Annotated in this window: 25 protein-coding genes and 1 tRNA gene; 5 read left to right on the top strand and 21 right to left on the bottom strand. The window is 54.2% G+C overall.

What is annotated here, in order from left to right; translation table 11 throughout:
* Positions 1 to 64: 64 nt before the first annotated feature.
* On the bottom strand, positions 65 to 1,354 hold the full coding sequence (glyA, locus tag CIP100161_RS04455) for a serine hydroxymethyltransferase (RefSeq protein WP_155872218.1): 1,290 nt from the start codon (positions 1,352 to 1,354) through the stop codon (positions 65 to 67).
* 208 nt (positions 1,355 to 1,562) lie between these two features.
* On the opposite strand from glyA, the gene coaA reads away from it, so the two are divergent.
* On the top strand, positions 1,563 to 2,489 hold the full coding sequence (coaA, locus tag CIP100161_RS04450; RefSeq protein WP_155872216.1) for a type I pantothenate kinase: 927 nt from the start codon (positions 1,563 to 1,565) through the stop codon (positions 2,487 to 2,489).
* Here coaA and CIP100161_RS04445 read toward each other — a convergent pair.
* Genes CIP100161_RS04445 through mca form a run of 4 tightly spaced genes read right to left on the bottom strand, consistent with a single transcriptional unit; the run spans position 2,486 to position 5,138 of the window.
* Positions 2,486 to 2,986, bottom strand: a complete 501-nt coding sequence (locus tag CIP100161_RS04445; RefSeq protein WP_155874527.1) for a hypothetical protein — start codon at positions 2,984 to 2,986, stop codon at positions 2,486 to 2,488. The two genes, coaA and CIP100161_RS04445, sit on opposite strands and share 4 nt — an antisense overlap.
* Before the next feature lie 46 nt (positions 2,987 to 3,032).
* Positions 3,033 to 3,830 carry an isoprenyl transferase gene (locus CIP100161_RS04440; protein WP_155872214.1) on the bottom strand — a complete coding sequence of 266 codons (798 nt, stop codon included), beginning with the start codon at positions 3,828 to 3,830 and terminating at the stop codon, positions 3,033 to 3,035.
* Positions 3,831 to 3,854: 24 nt separating this feature from the next.
* A complete protein-coding gene (locus CIP100161_RS04435; protein WP_155872212.1) occupies positions 3,855 to 4,196 on the bottom strand; it encodes a hypothetical protein in 342 nt (113 codons plus the stop codon).
* Positions 4,197 to 4,250: 54 nt separating this feature from the next.
* A complete protein-coding gene (mca, locus tag CIP100161_RS04430) occupies positions 4,251 to 5,138 on the bottom strand; it encodes a mycothiol conjugate amidase Mca (RefSeq protein WP_155872210.1) in 888 nt (295 codons plus the stop codon).
* A gap of 301 nt (positions 5,139 to 5,439) precedes the next feature.
* Between mca and CIP100161_RS04425 the strand changes: the two genes are divergently transcribed.
* From CIP100161_RS04425 to CIP100161_RS04415, 3 genes are all read left to right on the top strand, one after another.
* Entirely contained in the window at positions 5,440 to 5,907 is a 468-nt protein-coding gene (locus CIP100161_RS04425; protein ID WP_155872208.1) for a DUF4307 domain-containing protein, read from the top strand.
* 176 nt (positions 5,908 to 6,083) lie between these two features.
* Positions 6,084 to 6,605, top strand: coding sequence for a transcription elongation factor GreA (gene greA, locus CIP100161_RS04420; protein ID WP_155872206.1), 522 nt, complete (start codon positions 6,084 to 6,086; stop codon positions 6,603 to 6,605).
* Positions 6,605 to 7,024, top strand: coding sequence for a hypothetical protein (locus CIP100161_RS04415; protein ID WP_155872204.1), 420 nt, complete (start codon positions 6,605 to 6,607; stop codon positions 7,022 to 7,024). Before greA ends, CIP100161_RS04415 begins: the two co-directional genes overlap by 1 nt.
* Positions 7,025 to 7,093: 69 nt before the next feature.
* Here the strand turns inward: CIP100161_RS04415 and CIP100161_RS04410 are convergent, their stop codons facing one another.
* The 10 genes from CIP100161_RS04410 to CIP100161_RS04365 form a co-directional block, all read right to left on the bottom strand.
* On the bottom strand, positions 7,094 to 7,924 hold the full coding sequence (locus CIP100161_RS04410; RefSeq protein ID WP_155872202.1) for a Bax inhibitor-1/YccA family protein: 831 nt from the start codon (positions 7,922 to 7,924) through the stop codon (positions 7,094 to 7,096).
* A 131-nt stretch (positions 7,925 to 8,055) separates the two neighbouring features.
* On the bottom strand, positions 8,056 to 9,063 hold the full coding sequence (locus CIP100161_RS04405; RefSeq protein WP_155872200.1) for a helix-turn-helix domain-containing protein: 1,008 nt from the start codon (positions 9,061 to 9,063) through the stop codon (positions 8,056 to 8,058).
* Between the two features lie 111 nt (positions 9,064 to 9,174).
* Positions 9,175 to 9,357, bottom strand: a complete 183-nt coding sequence (locus CIP100161_RS04400) for a hypothetical protein (protein ID WP_133061032.1) — start codon at positions 9,355 to 9,357, stop codon at positions 9,175 to 9,177.
* 366 nt (positions 9,358 to 9,723) lie between these two features.
* A tRNA-Leu gene (locus tag CIP100161_RS04395) sits at positions 9,724 to 9,800 on the bottom strand.
* An 85-nt stretch (positions 9,801 to 9,885) separates the two neighbouring features.
* Complete coding sequence (locus CIP100161_RS04390; RefSeq protein ID WP_155872198.1) at positions 9,886 to 10,836, bottom strand: Ppx/GppA phosphatase family protein; 951 nt, start codon at positions 10,834 to 10,836, stop codon at positions 9,886 to 9,888.
* Entirely contained in the window at positions 10,833 to 11,399 is a 567-nt protein-coding gene (locus tag CIP100161_RS04385) for a DUF501 domain-containing protein (protein WP_155872196.1), read from the bottom strand. The genes CIP100161_RS04390 and CIP100161_RS04385 overlap by 4 nt, the downstream gene beginning before the upstream one ends.
* A 40-nt stretch (positions 11,400 to 11,439) precedes the next feature.
* A complete protein-coding gene (locus CIP100161_RS04380; RefSeq protein ID WP_155872194.1) occupies positions 11,440 to 11,973 on the bottom strand; it encodes a septum formation initiator family protein in 534 nt (177 codons plus the stop codon).
* A gap of 120 nt (positions 11,974 to 12,093) precedes the next feature.
* A complete protein-coding gene (gene eno / locus CIP100161_RS04375; protein WP_155872192.1) occupies positions 12,094 to 13,371 on the bottom strand; it encodes a phosphopyruvate hydratase in 1,278 nt (425 codons plus the stop codon).
* 161 nt (positions 13,372 to 13,532) lie between these two features.
* On the bottom strand, positions 13,533 to 14,309 hold the full coding sequence (locus CIP100161_RS04370) for a lytic transglycosylase domain-containing protein (RefSeq protein WP_155872190.1): 777 nt from the start codon (positions 14,307 to 14,309) through the stop codon (positions 13,533 to 13,535).
* An 11-nt stretch (positions 14,310 to 14,320) separates the two neighbouring features.
* The gene (locus tag CIP100161_RS04365) at positions 14,321 to 14,953 is read right to left on the bottom strand and encodes a MazG nucleotide pyrophosphohydrolase domain-containing protein (RefSeq protein ID WP_155872188.1); all 633 of its coding nucleotides are present in this window, start codon (positions 14,951 to 14,953) and stop codon (positions 14,321 to 14,323) included.
* Between the two features lie 165 nt (positions 14,954 to 15,118).
* Here CIP100161_RS04365 and CIP100161_RS04360 point away from each other — a divergent pair, with 165 nt between their 5' ends.
* Positions 15,119 to 16,615 carry an amino acid permease gene (locus tag CIP100161_RS04360; protein WP_155874526.1) on the top strand — a complete coding sequence of 499 codons (1,497 nt, stop codon included), beginning with the start codon at positions 15,119 to 15,121 and terminating at the stop codon, positions 16,613 to 16,615.
* 20 nt (positions 16,616 to 16,635) lie between these two features.
* Here the strand turns inward: CIP100161_RS04360 and CIP100161_RS04355 are convergent, their stop codons facing one another.
* The 6 genes from CIP100161_RS04355 to CIP100161_RS04330 form a co-directional block, all read right to left on the bottom strand.
* The gene (locus tag CIP100161_RS04355; protein ID WP_155872186.1) at positions 16,636 to 17,118 is read right to left on the bottom strand and encodes a hypothetical protein; all 483 of its coding nucleotides are present in this window, start codon (positions 17,116 to 17,118) and stop codon (positions 16,636 to 16,638) included.
* 2 nt (positions 17,119 to 17,120) lie between these two features.
* On the bottom strand, positions 17,121 to 17,546 hold the full coding sequence (locus CIP100161_RS04350) for a YbjN domain-containing protein (protein WP_155872184.1): 426 nt from the start codon (positions 17,544 to 17,546) through the stop codon (positions 17,121 to 17,123).
* A gap of 55 nt (positions 17,547 to 17,601) precedes the next feature.
* The gene (mfd, locus tag CIP100161_RS04345; protein WP_155872182.1) at positions 17,602 to 21,402 is read right to left on the bottom strand and encodes a transcription-repair coupling factor; all 3,801 of its coding nucleotides are present in this window, start codon (positions 21,400 to 21,402) and stop codon (positions 17,602 to 17,604) included.
* Between the two features lie 43 nt (positions 21,403 to 21,445).
* Entirely contained in the window at positions 21,446 to 22,093 is a 648-nt protein-coding gene (locus CIP100161_RS04340; RefSeq protein WP_155872180.1) for a TetR/AcrR family transcriptional regulator, read from the bottom strand.
* A 272-nt stretch (positions 22,094 to 22,365) separates the two neighbouring features.
* A complete protein-coding gene (locus CIP100161_RS04335; RefSeq protein WP_155872178.1) occupies positions 22,366 to 24,153 on the bottom strand; it encodes an ABC transporter ATP-binding protein in 1,788 nt (595 codons plus the stop codon).
* On the bottom strand, positions 24,154 to 25,719 hold the full coding sequence (locus tag CIP100161_RS04330) for an ABC transporter transmembrane domain-containing protein (RefSeq protein WP_155874525.1): 1,566 nt from the start codon (positions 25,717 to 25,719) through the stop codon (positions 24,154 to 24,156). It lies immediately after the preceding gene.
* Positions 25,720 to 25,736: the final 17 nt, after the last annotated feature.

The following is a 25,736-nucleotide window of genomic DNA, read 5'->3' as shown; positions in this document are numbered from 1 at the left end:
AAACACGAAAGCCGCACATTCTGAAGGGGTTTGACCTTCACAATGTGCGGCTTTTGCTTGAGCTTTAGAGGAGCTTCCAGTCCTCAAGACCCTCGTAGAGTGGGTACTGCTCGGCAAGCTTTGCGACGCGTGCGCGCAGCTGCTCGGTGTCAGCACCGGCACCTTGTGCCAATGCAGTAGCGATGATATCGGCAACCTCGGTGAAACCTGCAGCGTCGAAGCCACGGCTAGCCAAAGCTGGAGTACCGATACGCAGACCGGAGGTAACCATTGGTGGGCGTGGGTCGAAAGGAACCGCGTTACGGTTCACGGTGATTCCGACCTCATGGAGGAGGTCTTCAGCCTGCTGACCATCCATCTGGGAATTACGCAGATCGACAAGGACCAAGTGGACATCGGTGCCACCGGTCAGTACGTCCACACCTGCAGCCTTGCAGTCAGCGCCAGTCAATCGCTCGGCGATGATCTGAGCACCATCAAGAGTGCGCTGCTGGCGATCCTTGAACTCCTCAGTTGCAGCAATCTTCATGGCAACAGCCTTCGCTGCAACTGCATGCATCAAAGGTCCGCCCTGCTGGCCTGGGAAAACTGCGGAGTTCAGCTTCTTGGCGTACTCCTGCTTGGATAAGATCATGCCCGAGCGTGGACCACCCAACGTCTTGTGAACGGTTGTGGAAACAACATCAGCGTAAGGGACTGGCGATGGGTGCAAACCAGCAGCTACAAGACCAGCGAAGTGAGCCATATCGACCCACAGCTTAGCGCCGACCTCATCGGCGATGGAGCGGAATGCTGCGAAGTCCTGGTGGCGTGGGTATGCGGACCAGCCTGCAATCAGAACCTGTGGTTTCTCCTTCAAAGCCTGTTCACGGATCTTGTCCATGTCCAAGCGGAAGGTATCAGGCTCCACCTCGTAAGCTGCAACTTCATAGAGCTTTCCGGAGAAGTTCAAGTGCATGCCGTGGGTCAGGTGGCCACCATGAGCCAAGGACAGGCCCATGATCTTGTCGCCGGGGTTGGCCAGTGCCATCAACACAGCGGCATTAGCCTGTGCACCTGCGTGAGGCTGCACGTTGGCAAACTCGGCGCCGAAGACCTCTTTGGCACGGTTACGCGCTAGATCTTCAACGATGTCGGCGTTTTCACAGCCACCGTAGTAGCGACGCCCTGGGTAACCTTCAGCGTATTTGTTGGTGAATACGGATCCTTGTGCCTGCAAAACTGCGCGTGGAACGAAGTTTTCAGAGGCGATCATCTCGAGCGTGGAACGCTGGCGGTCAAGCTCACCAGTGATTGCAGCCGCAACCTCTGGATCAAGCTCGGTTAGCGATTGGTAACGGATGTCATCTGTCATGGCTTAAGGCCACTAACCCTTTCATCGTTTGTGGTCATATGTGCGCATCATGGATGTTAGCGAGCGAAACGCAAGTAAGCGACTTTTGCGCTATATCTGCATCTTAACCATATGTCTAACCATTGATAGATTTCTATACCCCGCTCCCCTTTATGGTGTTTTTCGCACTAATTTTTCCTCACGGGCTACGGAAGGCACAATAGAACCCATGGCTCGCGACAAAGACCTCAGCCCGTATCTCGACTTTGATCGTGAGACGTGGCGTCATTTGCGCATGTCGATGCCCCAAGTTCTCACCGAACAAGAGGTTGTGGAATTACGCGGTATCGGAGAAAACATCGACCTCGACGAAGTCGCGGAGGTTTATCTACCACTGTCGCGTCTAATCCATCTCCAAGTCCACGCGCGCCAAGAACTCACGCAGGCAACCGAAACCTTCTTGGGCGAAAAAGCACCTCATATTCCGTTTGTTATCGGCGTTGCCGGATCCGTGGCAGTAGGAAAATCCACCACTGCACGTTTACTCCAAGTCCTTTTACAGCGATGGGAGGAACATCCTCGCGTGGATTTGGTCACCACCGATGGTTTCCTCTACCCCACTGAGATTCTGAAAAAACGCGGCATTTTGGACCGCAAAGGATTCCCAGAAAGCTACGATCAGCGCACACTCCTGCGCTTTGTCACTGATGTGAAAGCTGGAAAAGCACACGTTAAAGCACCGGTGTATTCCCACACTTTGTACGACCGTGTAGAAAACGAGTGCGTCACAGTCAGCCGCCCCGACATTTTGATCGTCGAGGGTCTTAATGTTTTGCAGACCGGCCCTACGTTGTCGGTCAGCGACCTGTTTGACTTCAGTGTCTATGTCGACGCCGCTCTCGAAGACATCGAACGCTGGTATATCGATCGTTTCCTGAAACTCCGGCAGCTAGCATTTCGCGCCCCCAATGCCCACTTCTCGCACTACGCCGACATGGGCGATCGCGCAGCGACCGACGAAGCACGACGAATCTGGCAAACTATTAACCTACCCAACCTAGTGGAACACATCCTGCCTACTCGGGTACGAGCGTCCCTAGTGTTGCGCAAAGGCGCAGACCACAAAGTTGCTCGCGTGCGCATGCGCAAGATTTAAGCGCGGTTCTGACGTTCCAACACCCATCGCTCAATCGCGTCCAGCTCGGAAAAATCTACCCAATCGGTATCGCGTTGGAACATAGAAATCATGCTCTTGTCGTTTGCGCTTTTTATTGGCTTAGCAGCCACCAATGCGACTATCGACGCCATAGTCGCCTTATGCGCCGGTTGCATCGTGGAATACTTCAAGCTGCCAGGAAGATAGAACCGTCCCCACGAAGCTGGCACCATCGACGCTAGGCAGTCTTTGGAGCAAGCGACACTAGGAAGGGTCATACCCACAGCAGCAACGGCAATCTCCCGTGAGGAAACGCTGCGGGCAAATTTAACCGCCGGGATGCTAGGACCGTGCACGGGACTAAGAACTACAAGTGGCTGTGCATCGTGAGGAACTGGTGTATCAAACTCACGAGCAGTGGTGCCCAAGCGGCACGCTAGCTCGTGTGCGTAGCGTGCCGTGGAGCCATAAATGGAGTGGAAGCGAACATGAACCATGGCTGGGAAGTAGTCCTCCTCCTCAAACAAGACGAATGCGTATGCGTTATTTACCGAAGCGACGGCTTCGCTTTGAGTATTCTCGCAATGCTCGCAAAAAATCAACGCGTCGGAAAGCTGGCCAGTACGTATCGGTGAACCAGATTTCTGAATACGCAGCCTGCCACAACAAAAAGCCAGAGAGGCGTTGTTCGCCTGAGGTACGGATCACGAGATCAGGATCAGGCTGGCCTGAGGTATAGAGGTGTTTAGAAATGGACTCGACGGAGATTTTCTCGGCCATTTCTGTAGCTGTTGTTCCTGCCGCAGCTTCGGCGTCGATAAGCTCGCGCACCGCATCGACGATTTCTTGGCGGCCACCATACCCTACTGCAACGTTGACGGAGACTCCGGTGTTGTCGTTGGTGCTGTCTTGAGCTTGTATGAGACGGCGGGAGACCTCGTCAGGCAGCAAATCAAGGTGTCCGACAAGCCGCAGGCGACAATTGGTTTCCGGTGAAGCGAGCTCATCTACGACGTCGCCAATGATGTCGAACAACATCTGTAGCTCGTCGGAGGCTCGACCAAGGTTTTCCGTCGATAGCAGGTAGACGGTTACGAGTTCAACATCAGTATGCGCGCACCACCGCACCATTTCGCCAATTTTCTTGGCACCTACGCGATGCCCATGGGTAACATCGGCAAATCCGGCCTCACGAGCCCACCGGCGATTGCCATCACACATGATGGCAACGTGCTCAGGCTGCCGCACCCCTTGAATCTCTCGCAGCAATCGCTTCTCGTAGAAAGGATATGCAGCGTTATAAGCAAGGTCGCGGAGAGAGAACTTTTTTAGTGTGCGCATTATGATGTCTACTCCCTTAAGTAATCACAACCAGTACTTTTTGCTTTGATCGAGAACTCCTGCTTCAGCCATCGCTTTGTCAATCGCCTCATGATCAAACGGGTCGATCCCGTGAGTTTGCGCAAATAGGTTCCTACGGTGCATGCGCGTGTAGCGGCGTCGAAACGCCCATCCGATGTAAAGCACCACGGCAAGCAGCGCTACAACGACGAACCAACCGATGGGTGAGGCTTTGCCAAATTCCGACCCCACTGGCCCAGCACCATCTTGCTGTGCCACGATCAGCACCGTGTTTGCTATGTCCACAAATTGCTGTGTCACAGTTCTTCCTACTTCTTTCCACTCGCCGGAGTACGGTAATCGCATTCATCTTATGCGTAACGCGCACAAACCTCTAAGCAGAGGCCACTGTTTGCTAGCTTAATCTGCCGAGGTATCGATTCCTTCAAAAAGATCATCCTCCGGCAAGGAAGTAGAAACGCGTGTGCGAGCCAGCTCAAATTCTTCTGTAGGCCACAATTGTTGTTGGGCTTCAATCGGTGTAGCAAAAAATGTGCCTGCCGGATCAATTTGCGTGGCGTGAGCTTTAAGAGCGGCGTCACGACGATCAAAATAGTCTGCGGCATACACCTGCGTTGTCACTCGTGCCATGATGTCTGCACGGTGCTCAAGCCAACGATCTAAAATCTCCTCATAAGGACTCGTTTTCCCCTGCTCAACCAGCAGATTATGGAACATCTCCATGCGTTGGCGAATAAAACCATGTGTGTAATAGAGCTTCAACGGAGCCCACGGCTGCCCTAGGTCAAGACGATAGTCGGGGTCACCCGCCAGATCCCACGCCAGCATCGATACCTCATGAACTTTCAGATGGTCCGGGTGCGGGTACCCGCCGTTTTCGTCATACGTAATGATTACGTGCGGGCGAAACTCACGAATAATCTCAACGATCTTCGCCGCCACTTCATCAGAATCTTCCCGTGCAAAACTGCCCGGTGGAACTGGTGGAAGCGGTTCGCCCTCTGGAAAACCCGAGTCGTGATACCCCAACCACCGATGCTGGACGCCTAATTCTTTGACTGCTTGAGCCATTTCTTCACGGCGAACCTCAGCAATTCTGCCCTCCACCGCGGTTTTATCAAGCGACGGATTAAGCACATCACCAAGTTCACCGCCGGTACAGGTCACCACCATGACCTCATGCCCCTCAGCCACATATTTCGCCATCGTGGCTGCACCCTTACTTGATTCATCGTCTGGGTGGGCATGAATAGCAAGCAGACGTGCCGGAGATGAAGGTGAGCTCATGATAGTTACAGTCCTTTTACCTTGGGGATCTACATTGCTAACAATGCGCAATCATCGCAGTTGCAATTAAGTTGTCATCCCTCTAAGGGTATCAACTTACCCCACTATGAGAAGCTGGAACTATTACGGCATCACACTTTGTATTTAGATCCCTAATAATCATAAGTCGCATACAGTCTCGCGCCCCTCGTTGCGGTTCTGAGCAAGAACAAGGCTACAATGAGGCACGCACCCCCTCATGGGCGGTGATCAGGAATGATCAATCGCGCAATTCATCCACGTCAAGGAGCAACTTTTCACGATGCCTACTCCTAAGAATGGCTCTGAGCAGCCCCAGTTTCAGCCGCGTCAGCGATACGCATCAGGCTCAGCTGCCGCCGCCTCAGATCGCGGCACACTATCAGGAAAGCTCTTGGCAGTACTCCTTGTCGTTATTTTGGCAGCAATCGTAGTGGCGTTGGCAAAATACGTTCAGCACTCACAAATGACCAAAATCAGTGGCCAAACAGCCAATGTTCGTGTCATTGACGATCACACTTTTAAGCTCACTGTAGACATCACGCGTAGCGACGTCTCCGTTCCCTCTTACTGCATTGTTACCGCGCTGAACTATGACATTGCAGAAGTAGGCCGTCGAGAAATCTTCCTTCCCGCCGGAGGCGACTCCACCCGCCGAATCGATGTAGAGCTTCAAACCACCGAACCGGCAGTATCCGGAGACGTATATGGGTGCGCCACCGACATCCCCTTTTACCTAGATCAGAGCTAGCCACGGCAGCGCACAATGAGCATGCACTGTGCTAGAATCTGCCAGAAATACCACGCTTGAATGCATTAGGTGACTTTTAGCCCCGCGCTCGCTGACTGCACAGTCCTGCCGGGGCTTCAATCGTGATCGCCTGCGTGGCTGGATGCAAAATACAAATGTGTAAGGACGAAGAGTAAATGGCTGACAACCAGAAGCAGTACATCACCCCAGAAACCAAGGCAAAGCTCGAAGAAGAGCTCAATGCTCTGATCGCTCACCGCCCTGTCGTCGCCGCCGAAATTAACGAGCGTCGCGAAGAAGGCGACCTGAAAGAAAACGCAGGCTACGACGCAGCCCGCGAAATGCAGGATCAGGAAGAAGCTCGCATCAAGCAGATCTCCGAAATCCTTGCCAATTCCACCACCGAGCGTGTCGGCATCGTCGAGGGCGTTGCCCACATCGGTTCCGTCGTCCACGTTTACTACAATGGCGACAAAAACGATAAGGAAACCTTCCTGATCGGTACCCGCGCTGCAGCTTCCGACAACAAAGACTTGGAGACTTACTCCGAGCAGTCGCCTCTCGGCGCAGCAGTCGTTGGCGCACAGGAAGGCGAAACCCGCCAGTACTCCGCACCTAACGGCAACACCATTAGCGTTACCATCGTTTCCGCTGAGCCTTACGATTCCTCGAAGGCCGCAACTCCACGTAACTCCTAATGCACAAGGGCACTATTTATGGTGCCCTTTGCTTATCGACGCTTCTCGCCGCTTGTTCCCCACCTCATCAGGTCGACACGACTACAAAAGTGGTTACCGCGCAAAGCTTTAGCGCTCCTACGTCGACCACGCCCCCTCCTAGTCGCAATACATCAGAGATTCCTGGTTTTATCGACTGCCTAGGACCAGCGATGGTAAAACCCAGCTCCATCACGATGGATTGCACATCCCATGACGCAACAATCCAAGAAATCAAGTGGAGTAAGTGGACTCAACAAGCGGCGTATGGAACCGGCCGTATCAAAGAAAAAGGTTCCGCCCCACGTACCGTATCCATTGTGTTATCCCGCCCTGTCCAAGGTGTAGGAGGCACGGTGTTTATCGACGTCTCTGTCGATGGCGAGGCATTGAGTTTATAAAGAAACGCGAGGGCGGTACCGAGCCCACACAACATGTGTTACTCGGTACCGCCCTCGCGTTTTTATTTATTAACGCTGATTAAAGTAGCTCAACAAGCGCAAGATCTCGGTGTAGAGCCAGACCAAGGTCACTGCCAAGCCCAGAGCCACACCCCAAGCGTTCTTTGCTGGTGCACCCTGACGGATCAGACGATCTGCGATGTCAAAGTCTTGAAGGAAGCTCATTGCCGCCAAACCAATGCAGAACAGGGAGAAAATGATCGCGATTGGGCCACCGGAGTACAGACCTAGGTTGATACCAAAGAAACCCAGCACCATGTTGCCCAAGGCCAGAACCAAGACACCGATCAACGATCCCGTGAGGATGCGGTTGAACTTAGGTGTTACTTTCACAGCGCCCGTCTTGTACACATAGAGCATTCCGAGGAACACACCGATGGTGCCAAGGACTGCCTGACCGATCAAAGTACCAGCGTTTTGGCCACCAACCATCGCGCCGGAAAGCACCAAAGAAATGCCACCGACAAACAGACCCTCAAATGCCGCATAGGTTAAGGTCACTGCCGCCGAACCATATTTACGACCAAAGGTGCTGATCAAGACGGTAATCAAGCCACCGATTGCACCAACACCGGTAAGGATCATTGCAAGACCAGGGTTAACAGTAGCCAACGCAAAGTTGACCACGGCGAAGGCGATAATAACGCCGACGGTGATACCAGTTTTAGTAACCACATCGTCCACAGTCATAGGACGCTCTGCAGCGCCAGCTGAGGTGACGGGCTGACCATACTGGTCATACTGGGACATAGGGTTGAACGCTTGCTGCTGGTAGCCCGCTTGAGCATAGTTTTGGCGGGTACCCGTCAGAGAATTCAAGACCGGATTGCTACTGCGCATTGTGCGACACTTTCCTTTCAACGCCCTTGGCTACATCTTTGCCAAAGGAACATCTTCGTACATCTGCAATAACGCATCGCAAGGCTTTTTAGTTCCCTAGAAAAAGCTATTTTTTAAAAATTTTTATGAACTTACACAGAAGGAACCAACACCTGCTCAGCATCAGCACGTTCCTGTGCACTCAATCGTTGCAATTCCACCGCAGCAAGTGGGTTAACAGAAGCAGCGAGCACATCGCTAAGCGTTAAGTCGTCATGGGCCGCAGCAAGCGGGACCGGCAATGCTACAGAACCAGCAGAAACGTCGAGACGCGTACTTGTACCAGAGGGAATAGTGACAGTCTCCCCCGCACCCATAAATCGACAATATCCAGGGGTGGTAACGGTCGCCGTCCCGCTATAAATCCATAAAGCAATGTCGTCCGAAGCCCGCGCAAACGTTGTGGTTGCTGGAATCATCGGCGGCTGTTGCTCGCACACAGCATGCATACGCGGTGAGGTAAAAGAAGAAGGAGTATCACCAGTATGCCGCTTAAATGCGCGCGTAAGTGACGACGTCGCACTAAAACCCACCATCTGTGAAACCTGACCGATCCGGAAATCATGAGCCAATAAATCAGCCGCCACAGACACACGCAATGCTGCACGCCATTCACTAAACGTAAAACCAGTCGACGCAACGAACTGACGCTGCAATGTCCTGCTACTAATATTGTGCAACTGAGCAAATTCCAACAAAGGTGTTTGATCCGCTGGATAGGCAATCAACTTCTGAGCAACCTTTCGCGCCGCCTGCGGTTCAGGAACTTGTGGCGGCCGCGCGCGATCGTCGAAAAGCGCTGCGATACATTCCGATGGGCGTGTCTCGCCTAATAGACTGCGCGAAAACTCAAAAATCATTCGCTTCGACCACACAGTACCCATATGCAAGCGACGAGTGTGTTGCCCTCCGTCAAAATCAGGAAAAGCCATTGGCAAGACCACACCATGACCAGTAACAAAAGCACCGTGTGGAGCGAGCACAACATCACCAGCCATCACCTGAACCACCCGATCTGGAGCGTTAATCGTTGCACTACCCTGATCGCACCACAGCACCACGCAGTAGCTATTGGCCGTCTTAATTGATGGAAGACTCACGAGCCGAAACCCCTTTGAACATACAAATGGCACCTATACGGTCTATATAGATGCCATCAAACCAAAGGATGATTACAAAGGCAAGCCTAAGATCACTGCTTACTCGTTACGCTAGGTACGATGTCGAATCGAATTCACCGACTGTGGCAGCGAACGACTCGAACGATAAGTCTGCGAACTGCCCGTCAGACCGGCGCAAGGCCGCGACGACGACTCGGGAATATATCCCCACGAGTTCTCGGAGTAGGGATCAAGCGGCTCTAAGTAGTACGAGGTTTGCATTGCAGCTGGCATTGCCTTTATCTCCTTCACGGCATTGGTTTTTATATGTTGCTACCACCCTAAAAACCTCGCCTTGAATCGAGCTATCTGTTTCCTGCCAAAAACCTGTGACTTTCTAAGAAACATTAAGCACAATCCGCCAATAATATGACACCGATCATCACCGCCCCAAGCGACAGCCTCATATGCAGCTAGCGCCAACCCCTGCAACACCTAGGGCAAAAACTGGACGCTAAATCAGCACTAGCGCACTGAACGCTAGTAATTTTCGTCTTCGTTGCTACTTCCCCCTACTTCCCCTTCGAAGCGTGAAAAAGCTCAATAAGGTGCTAAATAAAAAGAACTACCTTGTGCTTTTGTAGCACGAGGTAGTTCTAATGGTGCCCCCAGTGGGACTCGAACCCACACTGAATCGATTTTAAGTCGATTGCCTCTGCCGATTGGGCTATGGGGGCAACACCACAACACTTTACTAGCTAACCCCACTGTGAGGAAATGCAGTGAGATTAGTGCAGTTCAGAGCCAAAAATAATCCCCCCGTTACATCCCGAATAGTCGAGCAACTATTCCATCAAGGATGTCCTTTTCCGAAATGGTCACCGAATCAGACACACCGAGCCGCTGCATCATCGCAAGGATCTGTTCGATTACAACGCTGCCGCCCGCAATGACGTCTGCACGGCCTGGATGCATCACGGGATGTGCTGCGCGCTGCTGGGATGTCTCCCCGATCAAACGCTGAGTTTCCCCACGGAGGGTGTCAGCTTTGTGCACGGAACCATGAATTCGCTGCGGGTCATAGGAATCAAGGCCCAAAGCGAGCGCAGCAACGGTGGTAAAAGTTCCAGCGCAGCCCACCACCATCGACGCCTGCGTAATCGGCACATTGTCGAGCGCAATAGTCAGCTGCGTATCGACGTACTCACGTGCCTGGGCGATCTCTTCAGCAGTCGGTGGATCGGATACCATGAGTCGCTCCGTGAGGCGCACACACCCCATTTGAGTGGAATACGCTCCGAGGATCTCGCCGGTTTTCTTACCTACAACAAATTCGGTTGATCCGCCGCCTAGGTCGATGACGCATACCGGCTCGTCAGTGTCCGGAATGTCAGCTACCGCACCGATAAAAGACAACTCGGCTTCCTCTGCACCTGAGATCACCTCTGCACATGCCCCTGGCACGACCGCGCCTAGGAGGTCAGCTGTCATGGCAAAGAAATCATCTTTGTTAGAGGCATCACGAGTCGCTGATGTTGCCACCATGCGCACAGCTGCCACTTTGTGAGCCAGCATGGTGTCGACGTAGCCCGACAACGCAACGCGGGCGCGTTCGATGGCTGCGGGATCGATTTTTCCCGTTGCGTCGACGCCTTCTCCTAGACGAATAATCGTCATGTGACGGGTGATTTCACGCAATCCGCTAGGCGTTTGCTCGCAAACCAGCAAACGTATGGAGTTTGTGCCGCAATCAACGGCAGCTACCACGCTCACTTGGAGGCACCTGGTACGTCTGCGTGGCTGAAGTCGAATTGATCAAGGCTCATGCCCAGTGATTCAACAGTCGGCCAATCTTGTGGGATCGCGGTGCCACGCAAACCTCCGTGATCGGCTGCCAAAGCTACAGCCTCGGTACCGAGACGAAAGTGGTCAGGGCCTTCTGCCAATGCATAGGCAATCAAAACATGCAGGCACTTGACGCGATCTGGCATGCCGCCACCGGAGAAATCAGTACCAAGATCTTCAATGGCGTTGCGCTTAGCTAGGAAGTGCTCGTGGGCACGCTCGTAGTCTTTGCGAAGCTCCTCATCGGAGTGAAGACGATCCGTCATCCATTTCATCACGTGCGCTACCTCAAGACGGGAAGCCTCCGCAGTAAGACGCGGCTCCGTGAGGTAGTAGAGGGTTGGGAACGGGGTGCCGTCGTCAAGCTTCGGGGTTGTCATCACTACACCGGGAACACCGTCAGGTGTGTGGTAAGACACCTCAATAACTCCGCGAGGCTCGCGGCCTAGTTGCTCGGCAACAATGGCAAGATCAGATTCAGAAGCACTCATGCGGGCTATTGTCTCATGAAGCCCGCGCGTTTACCGATTCTTAGGGTTGCTCACTAGGAGGGTCGGCGGGAATTAGGGGTAAATTCATCTGCGGTTGATCGCCTTGCTGCTCAGATTCTTCAACGGGATCAACGATGGTCACGGAGTCCCACAGCTTTTCATACCACGGATTTTTGGCTTTAGTTTCTTCTTTGGTGCTCACATGCGAGCCTTGGTTTTCCAGCTCTGGAGTCATGACTCGATAGGCTTTTTCGCCAGGTGCTATAACTCCTAGACGCTTACGTGCTTGTTCTTTAACGTAGGCTTCGGAATCATATTTTTCTAGCTCGGCAAGTAGGCGATCTTTTTCGATCTGTTTTTCAGCGATCGATGCCTTCAACCGCGCCGCCTCAGCTTTTTGATCCATATAGGTGTTCAACGGGCGCAGGATGGCAACGCATAGAACAATCACTATTGTTCCGTAGATGACGAGCCAGCGACCATCAACTTTCATGCTGGGGCGCGAAAGCTTAAGTCCGCGCGGTTTCTCTTCGCGGTTGACCACGGGAACCGCTCGTCGCTTTGTAAACACCATAGATCACCTAGTTTAGCGCCGTTGTCAATCATCGGCGATGACGAAAATTTCAGTCCCCACGGAAAAGAAAATATCTCCGTGGGGACTGAATCTGTTTCAGGGGTTAATTACGCGTTGTTATTAGCCCTGGAAACGTGGGAATGCAGAACGACCTGCGTAGACGGCTGCATCGTCAAGCTGCTGCTCGATGCGTAGGAGCTGGTTGTACTTAGCAACGCGCTCGGAACGAGCTGGCGCACCGGTCTTGATCTGGCCACAGCCCAATGCGACTGCGAGATCAGCAATGGTGGTGTCCTCGGTCTCGCCGGATCGGTGAGACATCATGGTGCGGTAGCCGTTGCGGTGTGCGAGATCAACAGCGTCGAAGGTCTCGGTTAGAGTACCGATCTGGTTGACCTTAACCAGCAAGGCGTTGGCAGCCTTCTTCTCGATGCCTTCCTTGAGGCGTGCTGGGTTGGTGACGAAGAAGTCGTCGCCGACGATCTGAACCTTGTCGCCGATTGCGGCGGTCAGGGCGGTGTAGCCCTCCCAGTCGTCTTCCTGCAGTGGGTCCTCGATGGAAACAATTGGGTACTCAGCGATGAGCTGCTCGTAGACCTTTGCCATCTCCTCAGCGGTGTGCTCGCCGCCCTCGAAGTGGTACTTGCCATCCTTGTAGAACTCGGAGGAAGCAACGTCGAGTGCAAGTGCGATGTCAGCACCTGGCTTGAAGCCAGCCTTCTCAATTGCCTCAACGATAAGGTCGAGAGCTGCCTTGGTGGACTCAACAGATGGTGCGAAACCACCCTCGTCGCCGAGGCCAGTGGAAAGTCCCTTGGACTTAATCACAGACTTCAAGGAGTGGTAAACCTCTGCACCCATACGTAGAGCCTCAGAGAAGGACTCAGCACCGATAGGAGCAATCATGAACTCCTGAACATCAACGCCGGAGTCAGCGTGTGCGCCACCGTTCACGATGTTCATCATAGGAACTGGCAGAACATGAGCGTTAGGGCCACCAATGTAGCGGTACAAAGGAAGGCCAGCAGACTCTGCTGCTGCCTTAGCAACGGCGATGGAAACGCCGAGGATTGCGTTTGCGCCGAGGCGAGACTTGTTCTCGGTGCCGTCGAGAGCGATCATGGCCTGGTCGATCAGGCGCTGGTCGTCGGCTTCTACACCAGCGATTGCGTCAGCGATTTCCTCGTTCACGTTGTTAACTGCATTGAGGACGCCCTTGCCGAGGTAGCGCTCGCCACCGTCGCGAAGCTCGTGCGCCTCGTGAACACCGGTGGACGCACCGGAAGGAACGCCCGCAACACCGTGGGATCCGTCATCCAAGAAAACTTCGGCTTCAACGGTTGGGTTACCGCGGGAGTCCAAGATTTCACGAGCAAATACGTGCATAATGTCAGCCACTGTGTGTCTCCTATTGACGTTGTGTGGATGCAAAATTATTCATCCATTGCAAGTTATACACGCTAAAAATGTTGAACAAACAAAAACCACTTTGTCCGTTTTTAGCGTCCTTCAACAATTATGCCAACAAATCGGACACTTTGGAACGCTGTGAGAGTGAGTTATTGCACAGCTGGCTGCCGCAGAGCGTAGGAAGCGGCCGCATTTCGGACCTTAACGAGGTAGTCATTGGACATGTTGTAGGAATAAATAGCATTCGTCCAACCGTCCGCAGTAGCTAAGTCTCTTCCGTCACATAGGAGGTTCGCCGCAGCTAGAGCGGCATCGTCAATGTTATTGGGGTCTGCTATCCCATCGCCGTTTGCGTCGCGCCCGTAGCGTCTCCACGACTCCGGAATAAACTGCATGGGCCCAACTGCACGATCAAATTGAGGATCTCCGTCAAGCTCCCCCAAATCGGTATCTTTTACCTCCGCAAAACCTGGTGACCCGTCAAGAGGCACGCCAATGATTGGTGGCAGCACGTTGCCGTCAGCGTCGATACTGCGACTATCAAAGAGGTGGCCTGAGTAGGTTCCGTGACGAGTTTCCACGTACCCCAACCCAGCCAATGTCCCCCAACTGAGGTGGCATTCTGGCCACGACTGGGCCGCAACCAGTTCGGCGTTAGCGTAGGCACGGATCGCAGCCGAGCTTATCGACGTATCCTCTGCAATCGGATCGGCCCAAAACGCCAATTTGGCCGAAGTGCGTCCTGGCGCGTTGATGTCGATCTGTGGCACGGCTTCAGCACGTGCAGGCGGTACGTCGGTGGGAACGTCCTCCAATTGCCGTATCGGAGATACCCCACCCATGACGGATAGGGTCCACCCGACGATGGCAATGACCATAATGACTGCCAGCACTACTCCTAGCGCACACCCTGCGGCTTTTCTCAACCCAAGACTCCCTAGTTTGTTTGTGTGTGTCCAGATCGATGTTTTCCGGCCTCCCAGAGACGTTCTTGTTCTTCTATGGGCACTACCCCGTCGGAGCCGTCGAAAAGATAGGGCGAGCGTTGTTGCATTTTGGTCACAAAGCTTGCGGCTACGTCGTCGAGGTTGAATTCTCCGTGTCGTGCTCCGATTTCGGCGTGGAAGAGCACTTGGAGTAGTACGTCGCCAAGCTCAGAAACGATGTGGTCGGTGGTTCCGTGTGCAACAGCCTGTCCGAATTCTTCGGTTTCTTCGTGAAGGTATTCCAAAAGAGATTCGTGGGTTTGCGCTTGTTCCCATTCCCCACGGGCAAGTGCTCTGCGCATCACGTCACGTGCTTGCCCTAGGGCGTCGTGTCGGCTGGGAACTTCGATAACGCTTGCTCCATTGTTGATGGCTGCGATCACTTGTGGATCCAACTCATTGGTGCTGACGAGCAGATCTTCGGTTGCGAAACGCACAATATCGTCGAGGTTCCAGCGGACTTTCACGGGTACCTCGTCGGTGAATCGTAGCTGTCCTTCGAGCTTGCCTACCAAATTAAAGGGGATCATGGATGGCCAACGGGCGTCGAGAAGCAGAACGGTCATGACAGACATAGTAATCATAGAGGCTTTGATAGCGGGTACCCCGCTCCGGTGTTGTGGGGTCGTGGCGATATTGATTCTGCGGCAATTTCTTGTAATCTTTAGCTTTACTTAACCGTGTTTAGAATTACTTCATTTATATGTATAGAGGTGCACATGGCTGCCGTTCCTAATGGGACAGAATCGATGACCACCCCGGCCACCATCGTCGAAGCAACATCTACAAAAAGCCACAGCGTCCGCATCTGGACACTCATTGGACTCATCATCGGCTCTACCGTTGGCTCCGGAATCTTCTCCCTGCCCCAAAACATCGCTTCCGTAGCCGCCCCAGGCGCCATGTTAATCGGCTGGCTGATCGCGGGAATGGGAATGCTCGCCGTCGCCTTCGTCTTCCAAATCTTGGCTCACCGTAAGCCACACCTCGATTCCGGCGTCTACTCCTACGTACGTGCAGGACTTGGCGACTACATCGGATTTACCTCTGGTTGGGGTTACTGGCTCGGCAGCGTAATTGCACAGGTCGGCTACGCCACCCTGTTCTTCTCCACGCTTGGCCACTACGTCCCGCTGTTTAACAGCGACAACCGCGGTGCCTCCGTGATCGGCGTTTCTGTGCTTACCTGGGTTATCTTTGGCATTTTGTCCATGGGCGTAAAACAAGCCGCCTTTATGAATGCCATCACCACAGTAGCTAAGCTCCTCCCGATCTTCGCCTTTATCGTCCTCGTGCTGTTTTTGGGATTTAGCTGGGACAAACTCACTCTCGACTTCTGGGGCGAATCCACTGGCAGCAGCGTATTCGAACAGATTCAGGGCATCATGCTCTTTACCGTCTGGGTGTTCATCGGCGTCGAGGGCGCATCGGTCTACTCCAAGCAGGCACGCACGCGTCGCGACGTCGGCCGCGCCACCGTCATCGGCTTTTTCACCGTGCTGGTACTCCTTGTCTCGGTTTCCACCCTTTCCTACGGTGTGCTCACCCAAGCGGAACTAGCAGCCCTTCCTGATAACTCCATGGCCAATGTCCTCGAAGCCGTAGTTGGCCCGTGGGGAGCGGCACTGGTTTCCATCGGTCTGTGCTTGAGCGTGCTCGGCGCTTATGTTTCGTGGCAGATGTTGTGCGCAGAACCCGTCGCAATGATGGCCTTCGATGGCCTTCTCCCCCGCAAACTCGGCACCATCAATACGACCGGTTCCCCTGTTATCGCTCAGCTGATTTCCACCATTGTGATCCAGCTGTGGGTCTTCGTATTCTTCCTCAACGAGACAACCTATATCTCCATGGTGCAACTGGCGACGGTTCTCTACCTACTGCCTTATGTGTTCTCCTCGCTCTACCTTATTTTGTTAGCTACCCGCGGCAAAGGAATTTCTCACCCTGCTGCAGGCACGCGTTTCGACGACTCCGGCCCCGAGGTCAGCGCAGCCGACAACTGCCGACATCTCTTTGTCGGTGCAGTCGCATTCATTTACTCCCTGTGGCTGTTTTACGCCGCCGACTTGAAATACGTGCTCTTCGGTGCGCTCGCAGTTCTGCCAGGTCTGATCCCCTACGTGTGGACCCGCCTCTACAAAAAGGAACGAGTATTCAACGCCTTCGAATGGTTTGTTGTTGCACTCATCATCATCGCAGCAGGATGTGGTTTAGCGGGGATCATGACGGGATCAATGTCCCTATAGCGTCTCTATAACTCGCCGTTTTAACCCCAAGGGCTATCGCCGACATCAAATCCTTCGATGTAGCCACGAATAGCCTCTGTAACCGCATTAACGCCGTGAATAACTTCCTGAGCCAGTTGCTCTTCAGTCAATGCATAGGGAGCTCCTAGGATCCGGTAGTCCGCGTGCACAATCGTGGTGTCGCGCCCGTCGATAGGCTGCGTGGTTGTAAACATCACGGGTCCTATGCAGTTGACATTAAATGCGGTCACCCAACGTTCGGGATCGCAGGGGGCGTCGTCAACGCGTGCGTCGGCGGTAGTGAGAACGCTAAGAACCACGCAATTGTTGGAGTCGGCAATGATCACCGAAATACCGTCAACATCCGTAGTGGCAAAGCCGGCATCGTCAACGTGTACGTCACCGCCCTTGGCGCGGATAGCAGATACTACTGCCTCGCAGGTTACGGGGATAAGCTGCGGACCCGCACTTGGGCGGTTCTTTTTATTAAAAATCCACGCCATTGTTATTGCTCCTGTTCTGAGTCTGTACCGGCGGTCGTCATGAGCGCTATATCGAAACAGTGGAAGGCTAGTTGAAAATAGGCGTCGAGAATCTGACACAACTGCGTGTCCGATAATGGATGGGACTGGCTAAGGTGCAGTCGAAACTCCAAGGTCTTGGTGCCATCATCCATAACAACGGGCAAGAGTTTCCCCACGGGGAGACGAGCGTTAGTGGAGTTTATAAACTCTTCAATTTCTTGCTGCTTTTGGTCAGGGACGATCCCATACCAGTTTGTGCGGGCGGTGACTAGGGTGTCGTCGATAATGAAGACGGTTTCTCCGGAGGGGAATCCAGCACCGACTAGGCCATCGTCGTCGATGGCGGAATCAATATCGAGCTTGTTGAGTATCGCTTGCAGCGATTCGCGGGTGATATAGGTGTCCACGCTACCCAGTGTGTTCTACATAACACTGGGTGTCAACGGAGGGGTGGCTCAACTATTAACGCATTCGGTATTTCCTACGTCGCGCTTCTCTACGATCTTCGTAGTCCTCATCGTCATTTCGCGCTTGTCTACGCGCCGCTGCCCGTTGCGCTACGCGCTCCGCACGCGCCGCAGCAGGACTCATGGGTTGTGCCACCGAAATAACCTTTTCCGGTAGCTTCTCTCCCGTCACGGAAACCCGATCATGCTCGAACATTTCCGCAATGAAGTCGGCAACCCACTGCAGCAGCTCAACATCGCGAAGCTGTTTGTCCGTTACCTTCGCGCCTTCTTTGGGGAACGGTAGCTGGATCGCTTTGGCAGCCGCACGGTATGTCGCAGATGGTGCCAGACGCTTGAGACGCACCTGCTTGGAATCAGTCAATTCCACCGGATGTAGCTTGATGCGTGTGCCCTGCACACCAATATCACTTAGCCCCGTCGCGCGTGCTAGATGACGCAGACGCGACACCGCCAGCAGTCGCTTTACCTCGTCGGGAACGGGACCGAAACGGTCTTTCATCTCCTCGACCACCAAGGCCAAATCTTCATCGCTGGTAGAGGCAGAGAGTTTGCGATACACCTCCAAGCGCAGGCGTTCTGAGTTGATGTAGTCCTCGGGGATGTGGGCGTCGACAGGCAAATCGATGCGGATTTCTTTTGGTCCTTGTTCCGTGGCATCAACAACCTTGCCGTCAGCTAGTGCACGGTAGGCCTCGACCGCCTCGCCAACCAAGCGAACATACAGGTCAAAGCCCACTCCGGCGATGTGACCTGATTGCTGCGCGCCCAAAACATTGCCGGCACCACGCATTTCCAAGTCTTTCATGGCCACCGCCATACCAGCACCAAGATCGTTGTTTTGTGCGATCGTGGCAAGGCGGTCGTAGGAGTTCTCCGTCAACGTGGCGCCCTTGGGGTACAAGAAGTAAGCGTAGCCACGCTCGCGGGAACGCCCTACTCGCCCACGCAGCTGGTGCAACTGCGACAGACCCATGTGGTGGGCGTTTTCCACAATAAGCGTGTTAGCGTTCGCGATGTCCAAGCCAGTTTCGACGATCGTGGTACATACCAAAACGTCATACTCACGGTCCCAGAATCCTTGGACGGTTTGTTCTAGTAGCTCTTCGCTCATTTGTCCGTGGGCCACCACAATGCGTGCTTCAGGGACTAGTTCACGCAGTTCACGAGCCTTTTTCTCAATGTCTGAGACTTTGTTATGCACGTAGAACACTTGGCCGTCGCGAAGCAGCTCACGCCTAATAGCTGCAGCTACTTGTTTATCTTCTTGGGCGCCCACATAGGTCAAAATCGGGTGCCGATCTTCAGGTGGAGTCAAGATAGTCGACATCTCACGGATACCGGCCATCGACATTTCCAAGGTTCGCGGAATCGGAGTCGCCGACATGGTGAGCACGTCCACATGGGTACGCAACGCCTTGATGTGTTCCTTGTGCTCCACACCAAAACGCTGCTCCTCATCCACAATCACGAGGCCAAGGTTTTTCCACTGCACACCCGTCTGCAACAGTCGGTGCGTACCGATCACAATATCGACGGAGCCGTCGGCAAGCCCTTTAAGAATTTCCTTCGACTCGCTAGGAGAGGTAAAACGGCTCAGTCCCTTGATCGTGACAGGGAATCCAGCCATGCGTTCTTCAAAGGTGCTCAGATGCTGCTGGGCAAGCAGGGTTGTAGGAACAAGCACCACCACTTGTCGGCCATCTTGCACCGCCTTGAATGCAGCGCGCACAGCAACCTCGGTTTTGCCGTAACCGACATCGCCGACCACCACACGGTCCATCGGCGAAGGCTTTTCCATATCCGCTTTCACCGCATCGATGGCGAGCATCTGATCTTCGGTTTCCACGTAGGGGAAGTTATCTTCCATCTCATGCTGCCACGGGGAATCAGGCGCAAAGGCATGCCCCGGCGCGGATTGCCGCTTAGCGTAGAGTTCGACGAGTTCGCCGGCGATTTCTCGTACCGCGGCACGAGCCTTCTTTTTGGTGTTCTTCCAGTCTGAGCCACCCATTTTAGATAGCGTGGGCTTTTCGCCACCGACATATTTGCTCAGCATGTCGAGGGAATCCATGGGCACATACAGTTGATCGGCTGGCTGCCCGCGTTTCGACGCCGCATATTCCAGAACGATGTACTCGCGGCGCGAAGTCTCATCACCGGATTGGATCACGCGCTCGGTCATCTTGAGGAACCGGCCGATGCCGTGGGTTTCATGCACCACATAGTCGCCGGTTTTCAACGCGAGCGGGTCCACACGGTGGCGGCGCTTGGCTGGGCGACGCTTCGCACCAGCAATGTCACCAACTCGGTTACCAGTCAGGTCGGTTTCTGTAATTACTACCAGTGGTAATGCTGGTTTTCCAGGCTGCTTTCGCACCTTAGGGAACACCAAACCTGCATGGCTCATCGCCTGATACAGCGTTACTTCACCCAAGGTTGGCTGCCAGCCAGGTGTGGCTACCTTCGTGGGGATTCCCTGCTCTTTGAAGCGTTCTACCATGCGTTTGATGGCACCTTGGGCGGGGGCAATAAATGCTGCTGCCCCACCGTCGCGAGTGTGTGCGAGGAGCAAGGCCATCATCTGATCGATCTGTTCGAGATCGCCACGCGGTGTGGGCCCCGGCTCAAATTCCAAGGGGAGGGTGTCGCCATCCGAGGCTTCAAACATGCCAGGAGGTGCAAATGTCCACCACGGCATGTTGTGCTTCTGCGCGGTTTTTTCCAGCGATTCATAAGAACGGTAGGAGCTAGCATCAAGGTCAAGGCCACGCGTTGCCACGGGACCATCTGCCCCCATTGCGGCCGCTTCCCAGCCGGCGGCCAAAAACTCGGCATCCGTAGCTTGAAGATCTGCTACACGGGTACGAATCTTTTCTGGTCCGACCACCACAACATGCGTGTTTTCGGGCATGAGTTCAGCAAGGGTGACCATGGGTTGATCAATCAACGCTGGGATCAAGGCCTCCATGCCATCTGATGGGATAGAGTCAGAAATTTTAGCCAGTAGCTCTTGCAGCGTTGGGTTTCCTTGGAACTTCACAGCGAGCTCAGCTGCGCGTTGCGCGATTTCTGGGGTAATTGGTAATTCCCTTGCAGGGAAGATCTCCACGCGTGGCACATCCGAATCAGGGATTGCCCGCTGGTCGGCTACCTGGAAACCGCGGATTTCTGAGACCTCATCACCCCAAAACTCCACGCGAACAGGATGCTGCGCGGTCGTGGGGAACACATCCAAAATGCCACCACGAGTAGCAAATTCACCGCGCTTGGCCACCAAGTCCACGTGGTGATACGCCCTGAAAACCAGCTGCTGCGTCGCTTCTTCCAAACTACATTCGGAATCAAGTTCCAATACCAACGGGTCACGGCCAGCAACTTGCGACACGATTGGTTGGCTCAAACCACGAGCTGCTGTGACAACCACTGAATAGTCTGCGATATGAGACAAAATACGAGCCCGCTGACCAGCAATATCAGCACCTGGGCTCAAACGTTCATGCGGCAACGTCTCCCATGCCGGAAACCACGCCACCTTCTCCCCCAACATGGCGCGCAGCTCAGCAGATAAATCCTCTGCTTCACGCCCCGTAGCGGTAACCACGAGTACCGGCGCACGGTGTGCCAACGCAGCGATCGCCCACGGCCGTGCCTGATCAATGCCTGTGATGTGCAAATGAGGTTCGCCAACATGCTGGAGCAGACCTTTGATCTTTGGATCGGTAGCAGCAACTTTCAGCAAACCAGCAAGCATTGGTGGTTGTGCCGCAGGCACGGATTTATCAGGCACGAACATGCCCTCCCTTCGTGAGGAAACGATTCAGTGAGTCTAGCGAGTTTTAGTGGGCGCCCAACGTCTCTGGAGGACTATCAATGTTAGACAACTGCGGGTTTGCCTCCATACCGGCAAGCCCGTTCCAGCACAGATTTACGATGTGAGCAGCGACCTGCTCTTTCGTCGCCGCATTGGGCTCTTTACGACGATCCAACCACCACTGTGCAGTCATAGAAACCATGCCCACCAGCGCTTGGGCATACAACGTCGCATTCTCCGGATTTAATCCAGAACGCTCAAACGCCTGGCCGAGGATATGGGAAACCTGCTCGACGGCGTCGTTAAGCAACGTGGAGTAGCTATGATCTTGGCCTGCTTTCATATCCCGCACCAAGATCTGAAACGCGTCCGTTTCTTCCTCCACGTAAGTCAACAACGCCACCACGGCCTGCTCAATGCGAGCACGTGAACGCCCCGTTTGCATGGACCCCGTAATAACCGATTGGAGTTTTACCATCTCACGATCCACGATCACGGCATATATACCCTCTTTGCCGCCAAAGTGCTCGTACACCACAGGTTTGGATACCCCAGCGCGTGCCGCGATTTCCTCCATGCTTGCACCATCAAAACCACGCTCAGCAAATACCTCGCGACCAATCGCGATCAATTGCTCACGGCGTTGAATGCCACTCATCCGCTGTCGAACCATAATTGTTCAGCCTACCTCCTAGACAAGACGGCACGCTGTTACTCCACTGCTCATGCAAAAATCCCACCGAATCTGCGTGATTCGATGGGATTGAAATGCTTCCCCACCAGGACTCGAACCTAGAATGACGGTACCAAAAACCGTAGTGTTGCCGATTACACCATGGGGAAAGGCAGTATCCAGCAGTGCTGACTACTTCCGGAAAAGTATCCTACATACATTTTGTTCTCATGGGAAATCTGCCCCACTAACAGCGAAATTACGCCCATCTCCTATTGCCATTTTTTAAACAGTTCTGCATAACGGCCGCCTGCCTCTAGGAGGAGGTCGTGTGTACCATCCTCCACGATCTCACCGTTATCCATCACGATGATCCGATCTGCCAACTGTGCTTGGTCCAGTCGGTGAGCAACGATCAACGACGTGCGCCCTTTGGCCACAGCGGTGGCTGCGGCTTCCAGCTGCCGTGCGTTTTCACTGCCTGCTTCAGCTGTTGCCTCATCCATGATGAGCACCGGTGGCTGCAACAAAATGATGCGGGCTAGGCTGATCTGTTGTTGGATTTCAGGTGCGAGTTCCGCGGCTCCTGCACCCACGACGGTGTCTAGTCCTTGGGGTAGCCACCGTTGCCAAGTTGCGGAATGCGGGTGCAATCCCACCTCGGCAAGGGCATCGAGGATCTCAGCATCGCTGGCTGAGGGCTTGGCCATGGAGAGGTCGTCGCGAAGCGTGCCGGCGAAGATATGGACTTCTTGGCTTATCAGGGCAACGTGCCGTGAGGTCCAAGCGTCGTCGATAGTGTCGGTTGCGTGATCGCCGATATAGACGTGCCCACTGGAGGGACGTTGCAGTCCTGCGATAATTCCGGCTAGCGTGGATTTTCCGGCACCAGATGCCCCAACGAGTGCCGTGGTCGTTCCGGCAGCCAAGGTGAGGTTGATGGAGTTAAACACGGTCGCGCCACTGGGGTATGCAAAGGTGAGGTCACGAACACTCACCGTCGGCGGGGTGCGAAGATCCGCTGGGGTGGGCTTGGTGTGTTGGTGGTTCAAGGTAGCAAGGCGCACTGCACGACCGAGGCTGGTCAAGGCGTTTTGGATGTCGCCGGAGAAAAACATCACATTAAACACGTGCATTTCCATGCGTGACACCAATGTGATGGCCGCGGTTGCTTGACCAAAGGTGATGTGGCCATTGTGAGTTAGCCACGTTGCGATGCAAAAACACACCACCACAATCGCGGTATAGGCAATAGTGCCGTGTCGTAGCAGTCGTGTTACTAGTGGCATGCGGTCCGCAGCTTTGATCACTGTTTGCCACGAGGTGTGCTCTAAACGCCGCGTAGCCCAGTCACGCAGCCCCAACGCACGCAGTGTGGGAAGCCCCTTGATGGTGTCCAAGAGCAAGTTGTTGCGTTGCGCCTCAGCATCGGAAAAGCTGTTGGTTGCTGTGGGAAGAAGCGCGAGGTTTGCTTTGGCGAAGGGGTATATCGCCAGCATGACGAGGATGAATGCCACCACAAAACCCCAGTGGATGAGTCCTAACGCCACAAAAGTAAACGGGAACATAAGGCAGGTGATAATAAGGCGCACGCCGATCATGTTGGCGATACGAACTGCCTCGTCAATGTCTTTGGTCAGACGGGTGATCACATTTCCGGTTCCCAGCGCAACGATATCTGGGATAGGCGCACGCAAGGCAGATACCAAACATGCGCGACGAACATCAACGCTGAGTAGTCGAGCTCGCGAGCTCACAATATATTGACCATAGGCACGCCCAACCGTATCCAGAAGCAGTCCGACGGCGATCACAGCCATCATCAGCCAAAAGGCTCGCTGCCCTGTTCCGAATGGGAAACGATCAACCCCATTGATAATGTCCACAAGCGCACCGATCGCAGCGGACGTCACCACCATAGCGGTCAGCGCCACCGTGAAGTTTCCGACTAGTAGCGCCCACCATGTCAGCCTCGGACGAGACGGCAAGGTGACTAAAAAGGCACCGACCTCGCGTATCGACGCCGGCTGCAGCAGCGCAGAATCAGTAACCGTAGCCATCTATGCCAGTTCCTTATCCCCAACTACTGTGTCGGCTACCGCCGCCCACGCCCGCGAAGTCGTAATCACAATTGTGGTCTTTCCTTGACGAAATTCCTTCACACCTGCCGTCACACGATCAAGTGTCACAGCATCTAGACCCGTTGTTGGCTCATCCAGAATCAAGATCTCTGGGTTCATCCCCAATACCCGCGCTAAGGCGACACGTTGGCGTTGGCCGCCAGACAGGTTGAGACCGGATTCTCCGATGAGTGCACTCGGCACTCCCCCGTGGGGAACGCCACCGAGGCGTTGAACAACATCGGTACTACAACTAGCCTCAATCACCCGCTCTATTTCTTCTGGTGAAAGCTGCTGCAACGGATCGATATTGTCGGTGAGTGTGCCTTGGAAAACGCTGACAGCATGAGGTGCAGCAATAGCTCCACGGTGCTGGACTAGGTATTCCGTAAGTTCGTGCACTGTTTCTCGTGCGCGAGGAGTCGTAGGCGCCCAAACTGTGAGTCCAGAGTCAATATGGACGCTGCGTTGTGCTTCCCCGTGGCGATGTTGAGCCAGCTGCTCCGACAGCTTGTTAATACGATGTCCGCTGGCAACCGCGCGCGCCCAGAAGTCGGTAAGAAATCCCAACGAATATCCCGTAATCGAAAGAGCTGGAACGGCAAGCAGCGTCACCGTGAGGAACTGCCCCGAAGAAATGTCTCCACGCATCGTGAGCCATCCGCCGTAGGACAGCACCGCGAGAGTAAAAATCATCGGGATCATTTGGCGAATCAAGGTGGTAATGGAAAACACCTTCGCGTCTTGAAGCATAACCGTCAAGGCGGCCGCAGTGGCAGCGTCGAAACGCTGTTCACTGGCATCGACTGCGCCCAGGCCGCGAACCACGCGCGCACCTTGGGCTAAATCTGTAGCCAACGACACCGACTTGGACTCCATATTGCGCCGCTGACCAGAAACTTTTGCAATCGCCTTACCCGTGAAATAAGACACTGCCGCCGTAGCAACACCACCACCCAGCACCGCCGCACCCAGCGGAAGTGAAAACTGCGCAATCGCCACCACGGTGCCCAAAAGATAGGCAAACATGGCCACTGGGAAACTGAAATTCTGCTTCACGCTGACCAACTGTTGGACATCCTCGTCCACGGTATTTAACAGCTGACCTGGGGTGAGATCGCTCGGATGAGAGGTAGAAAGACGTCGCACCAGTGCGAAACGAACATGGTGAACACCGCGCTGAATAGCGATCTCAGTCACTGCATCAGCAGTGGACTCACACAGATACACCATCCATAAAAAGGCTGCGACACCAGCCATCGGAGCTAGAGCGTCGGCAAGCGTTCCGCTGCCCAGCGTGCCGTCAACCGCGCGGCCAATCACCGCCGACACTCCCACCGACGCCAACGACGAAGCGATCATCACAGCTACCGTGTACACGCTAACCCACGGGTACATCCACAATACTGACCATGCTGCCTTCGGCCCCGACCCCCATCCACGAGGCGGCAGGCAGTCACGACTAATCGAGGGGGTGGCCGGCGCAAGCCACGACCACGTCACCATGCGTGGAGGAACCTGAT

Origin of the sequence: Corynebacterium rouxii (genome assembly GCF_902702935.1) — a bacterium.
Classification (GTDB): Bacteria; Actinomycetota; Actinomycetes; order Mycobacteriales; family Mycobacteriaceae; genus Corynebacterium; species Corynebacterium rouxii.
Note: the sequence above shows the minus strand (reverse complement) of the source record. Positions and strands in the feature narration are given on the sequence as shown.

Coding starts and splice junctions, on each gene's coding strand:
- glyA (WP_155872218.1), bottom strand. CDS start 1,354: ATGACAGATGACATCCGTTACCAATCGCTAACCGAGCTTGATCCAGAG.
- coaA (WP_155872216.1), top strand. CDS start 1,563: ATGGCTCGCGACAAAGACCTCAGCCCGTATCTCGACTTTGATCGTGAG.
- CIP100161_RS04445 (WP_155874527.1), bottom strand. CDS start 2,986: ATGGTTCATGTTCGCTTCCACTCCATTTATGGCTCCACGGCACGCTAC.
- CIP100161_RS04440 (WP_155872214.1), bottom strand. CDS start 3,830: ATGCGCACACTAAAAAAGTTCTCTCTCCGCGACCTTGCTTATAACGCT.
- CIP100161_RS04435 (WP_155872212.1), bottom strand. CDS start 4,196: ATGCGATTACCGTACTCCGGCGAGTGGAAAGAAGTAGGAAGAACTGTG.
- mca (WP_155872210.1), bottom strand. CDS start 5,138: ATGAGCTCACCTTCATCTCCGGCACGTCTGCTTGCTATTCATGCCCAC.
- CIP100161_RS04425 (WP_155872208.1), top strand. CDS start 5,440: ATGCCTACTCCTAAGAATGGCTCTGAGCAGCCCCAGTTTCAGCCGCGT.
- greA (WP_155872206.1), top strand. CDS start 6,084: ATGGCTGACAACCAGAAGCAGTACATCACCCCAGAAACCAAGGCAAAG.
- CIP100161_RS04415 (WP_155872204.1), top strand. CDS start 6,605: ATGCACAAGGGCACTATTTATGGTGCCCTTTGCTTATCGACGCTTCTC.
- CIP100161_RS04410 (WP_155872202.1), bottom strand. CDS start 7,924: ATGCGCAGTAGCAATCCGGTCTTGAATTCTCTGACGGGTACCCGCCAA.
- CIP100161_RS04400 (WP_133061032.1), bottom strand. CDS start 9,357: ATGCCAGCTGCAATGCAAACCTCGTACTACTTAGAGCCGCTTGATCCC.
- CIP100161_RS04385 (WP_155872196.1), bottom strand. CDS start 11,399: ATGAGTGCTTCTGAATCTGATCTTGCCATTGTTGCCGAGCAACTAGGC.
- CIP100161_RS04380 (WP_155872194.1), bottom strand. CDS start 11,973: ATGGTGTTTACAAAGCGACGAGCGGTTCCCGTGGTCAACCGCGAAGAG.
- CIP100161_RS04365 (WP_155872188.1), bottom strand. CDS start 14,953: ATGATTACTATGTCTGTCATGACCGTTCTGCTTCTCGACGCCCGTTGG.
- CIP100161_RS04360 (WP_155874526.1), top strand. CDS start 15,119: ATGACCACCCCGGCCACCATCGTCGAAGCAACATCTACAAAAAGCCAC.
- CIP100161_RS04355 (WP_155872186.1), bottom strand. CDS start 17,118: ATGGCGTGGATTTTTAATAAAAAGAACCGCCCAAGTGCGGGTCCGCAG.
- mfd (WP_155872182.1), bottom strand. CDS start 21,402: ATGTTCGTGCCTGATAAATCCGTGCCTGCGGCACAACCACCAATGCTT.
- CIP100161_RS04340 (WP_155872180.1), bottom strand. CDS start 22,093: ATGGTTCGACAGCGGATGAGTGGCATTCAACGCCGTGAGCAATTGATC.
- CIP100161_RS04335 (WP_155872178.1), bottom strand. CDS start 24,153: ATGGCTACGGTTACTGATTCTGCGCTGCTGCAGCCGGCGTCGATACGC.
- CIP100161_RS04330 (WP_155874525.1), bottom strand. CDS start 25,719: ATGGTGACGTGGTCGTGGCTTGCGCCGGCCACCCCCTCGATTAGTCGT.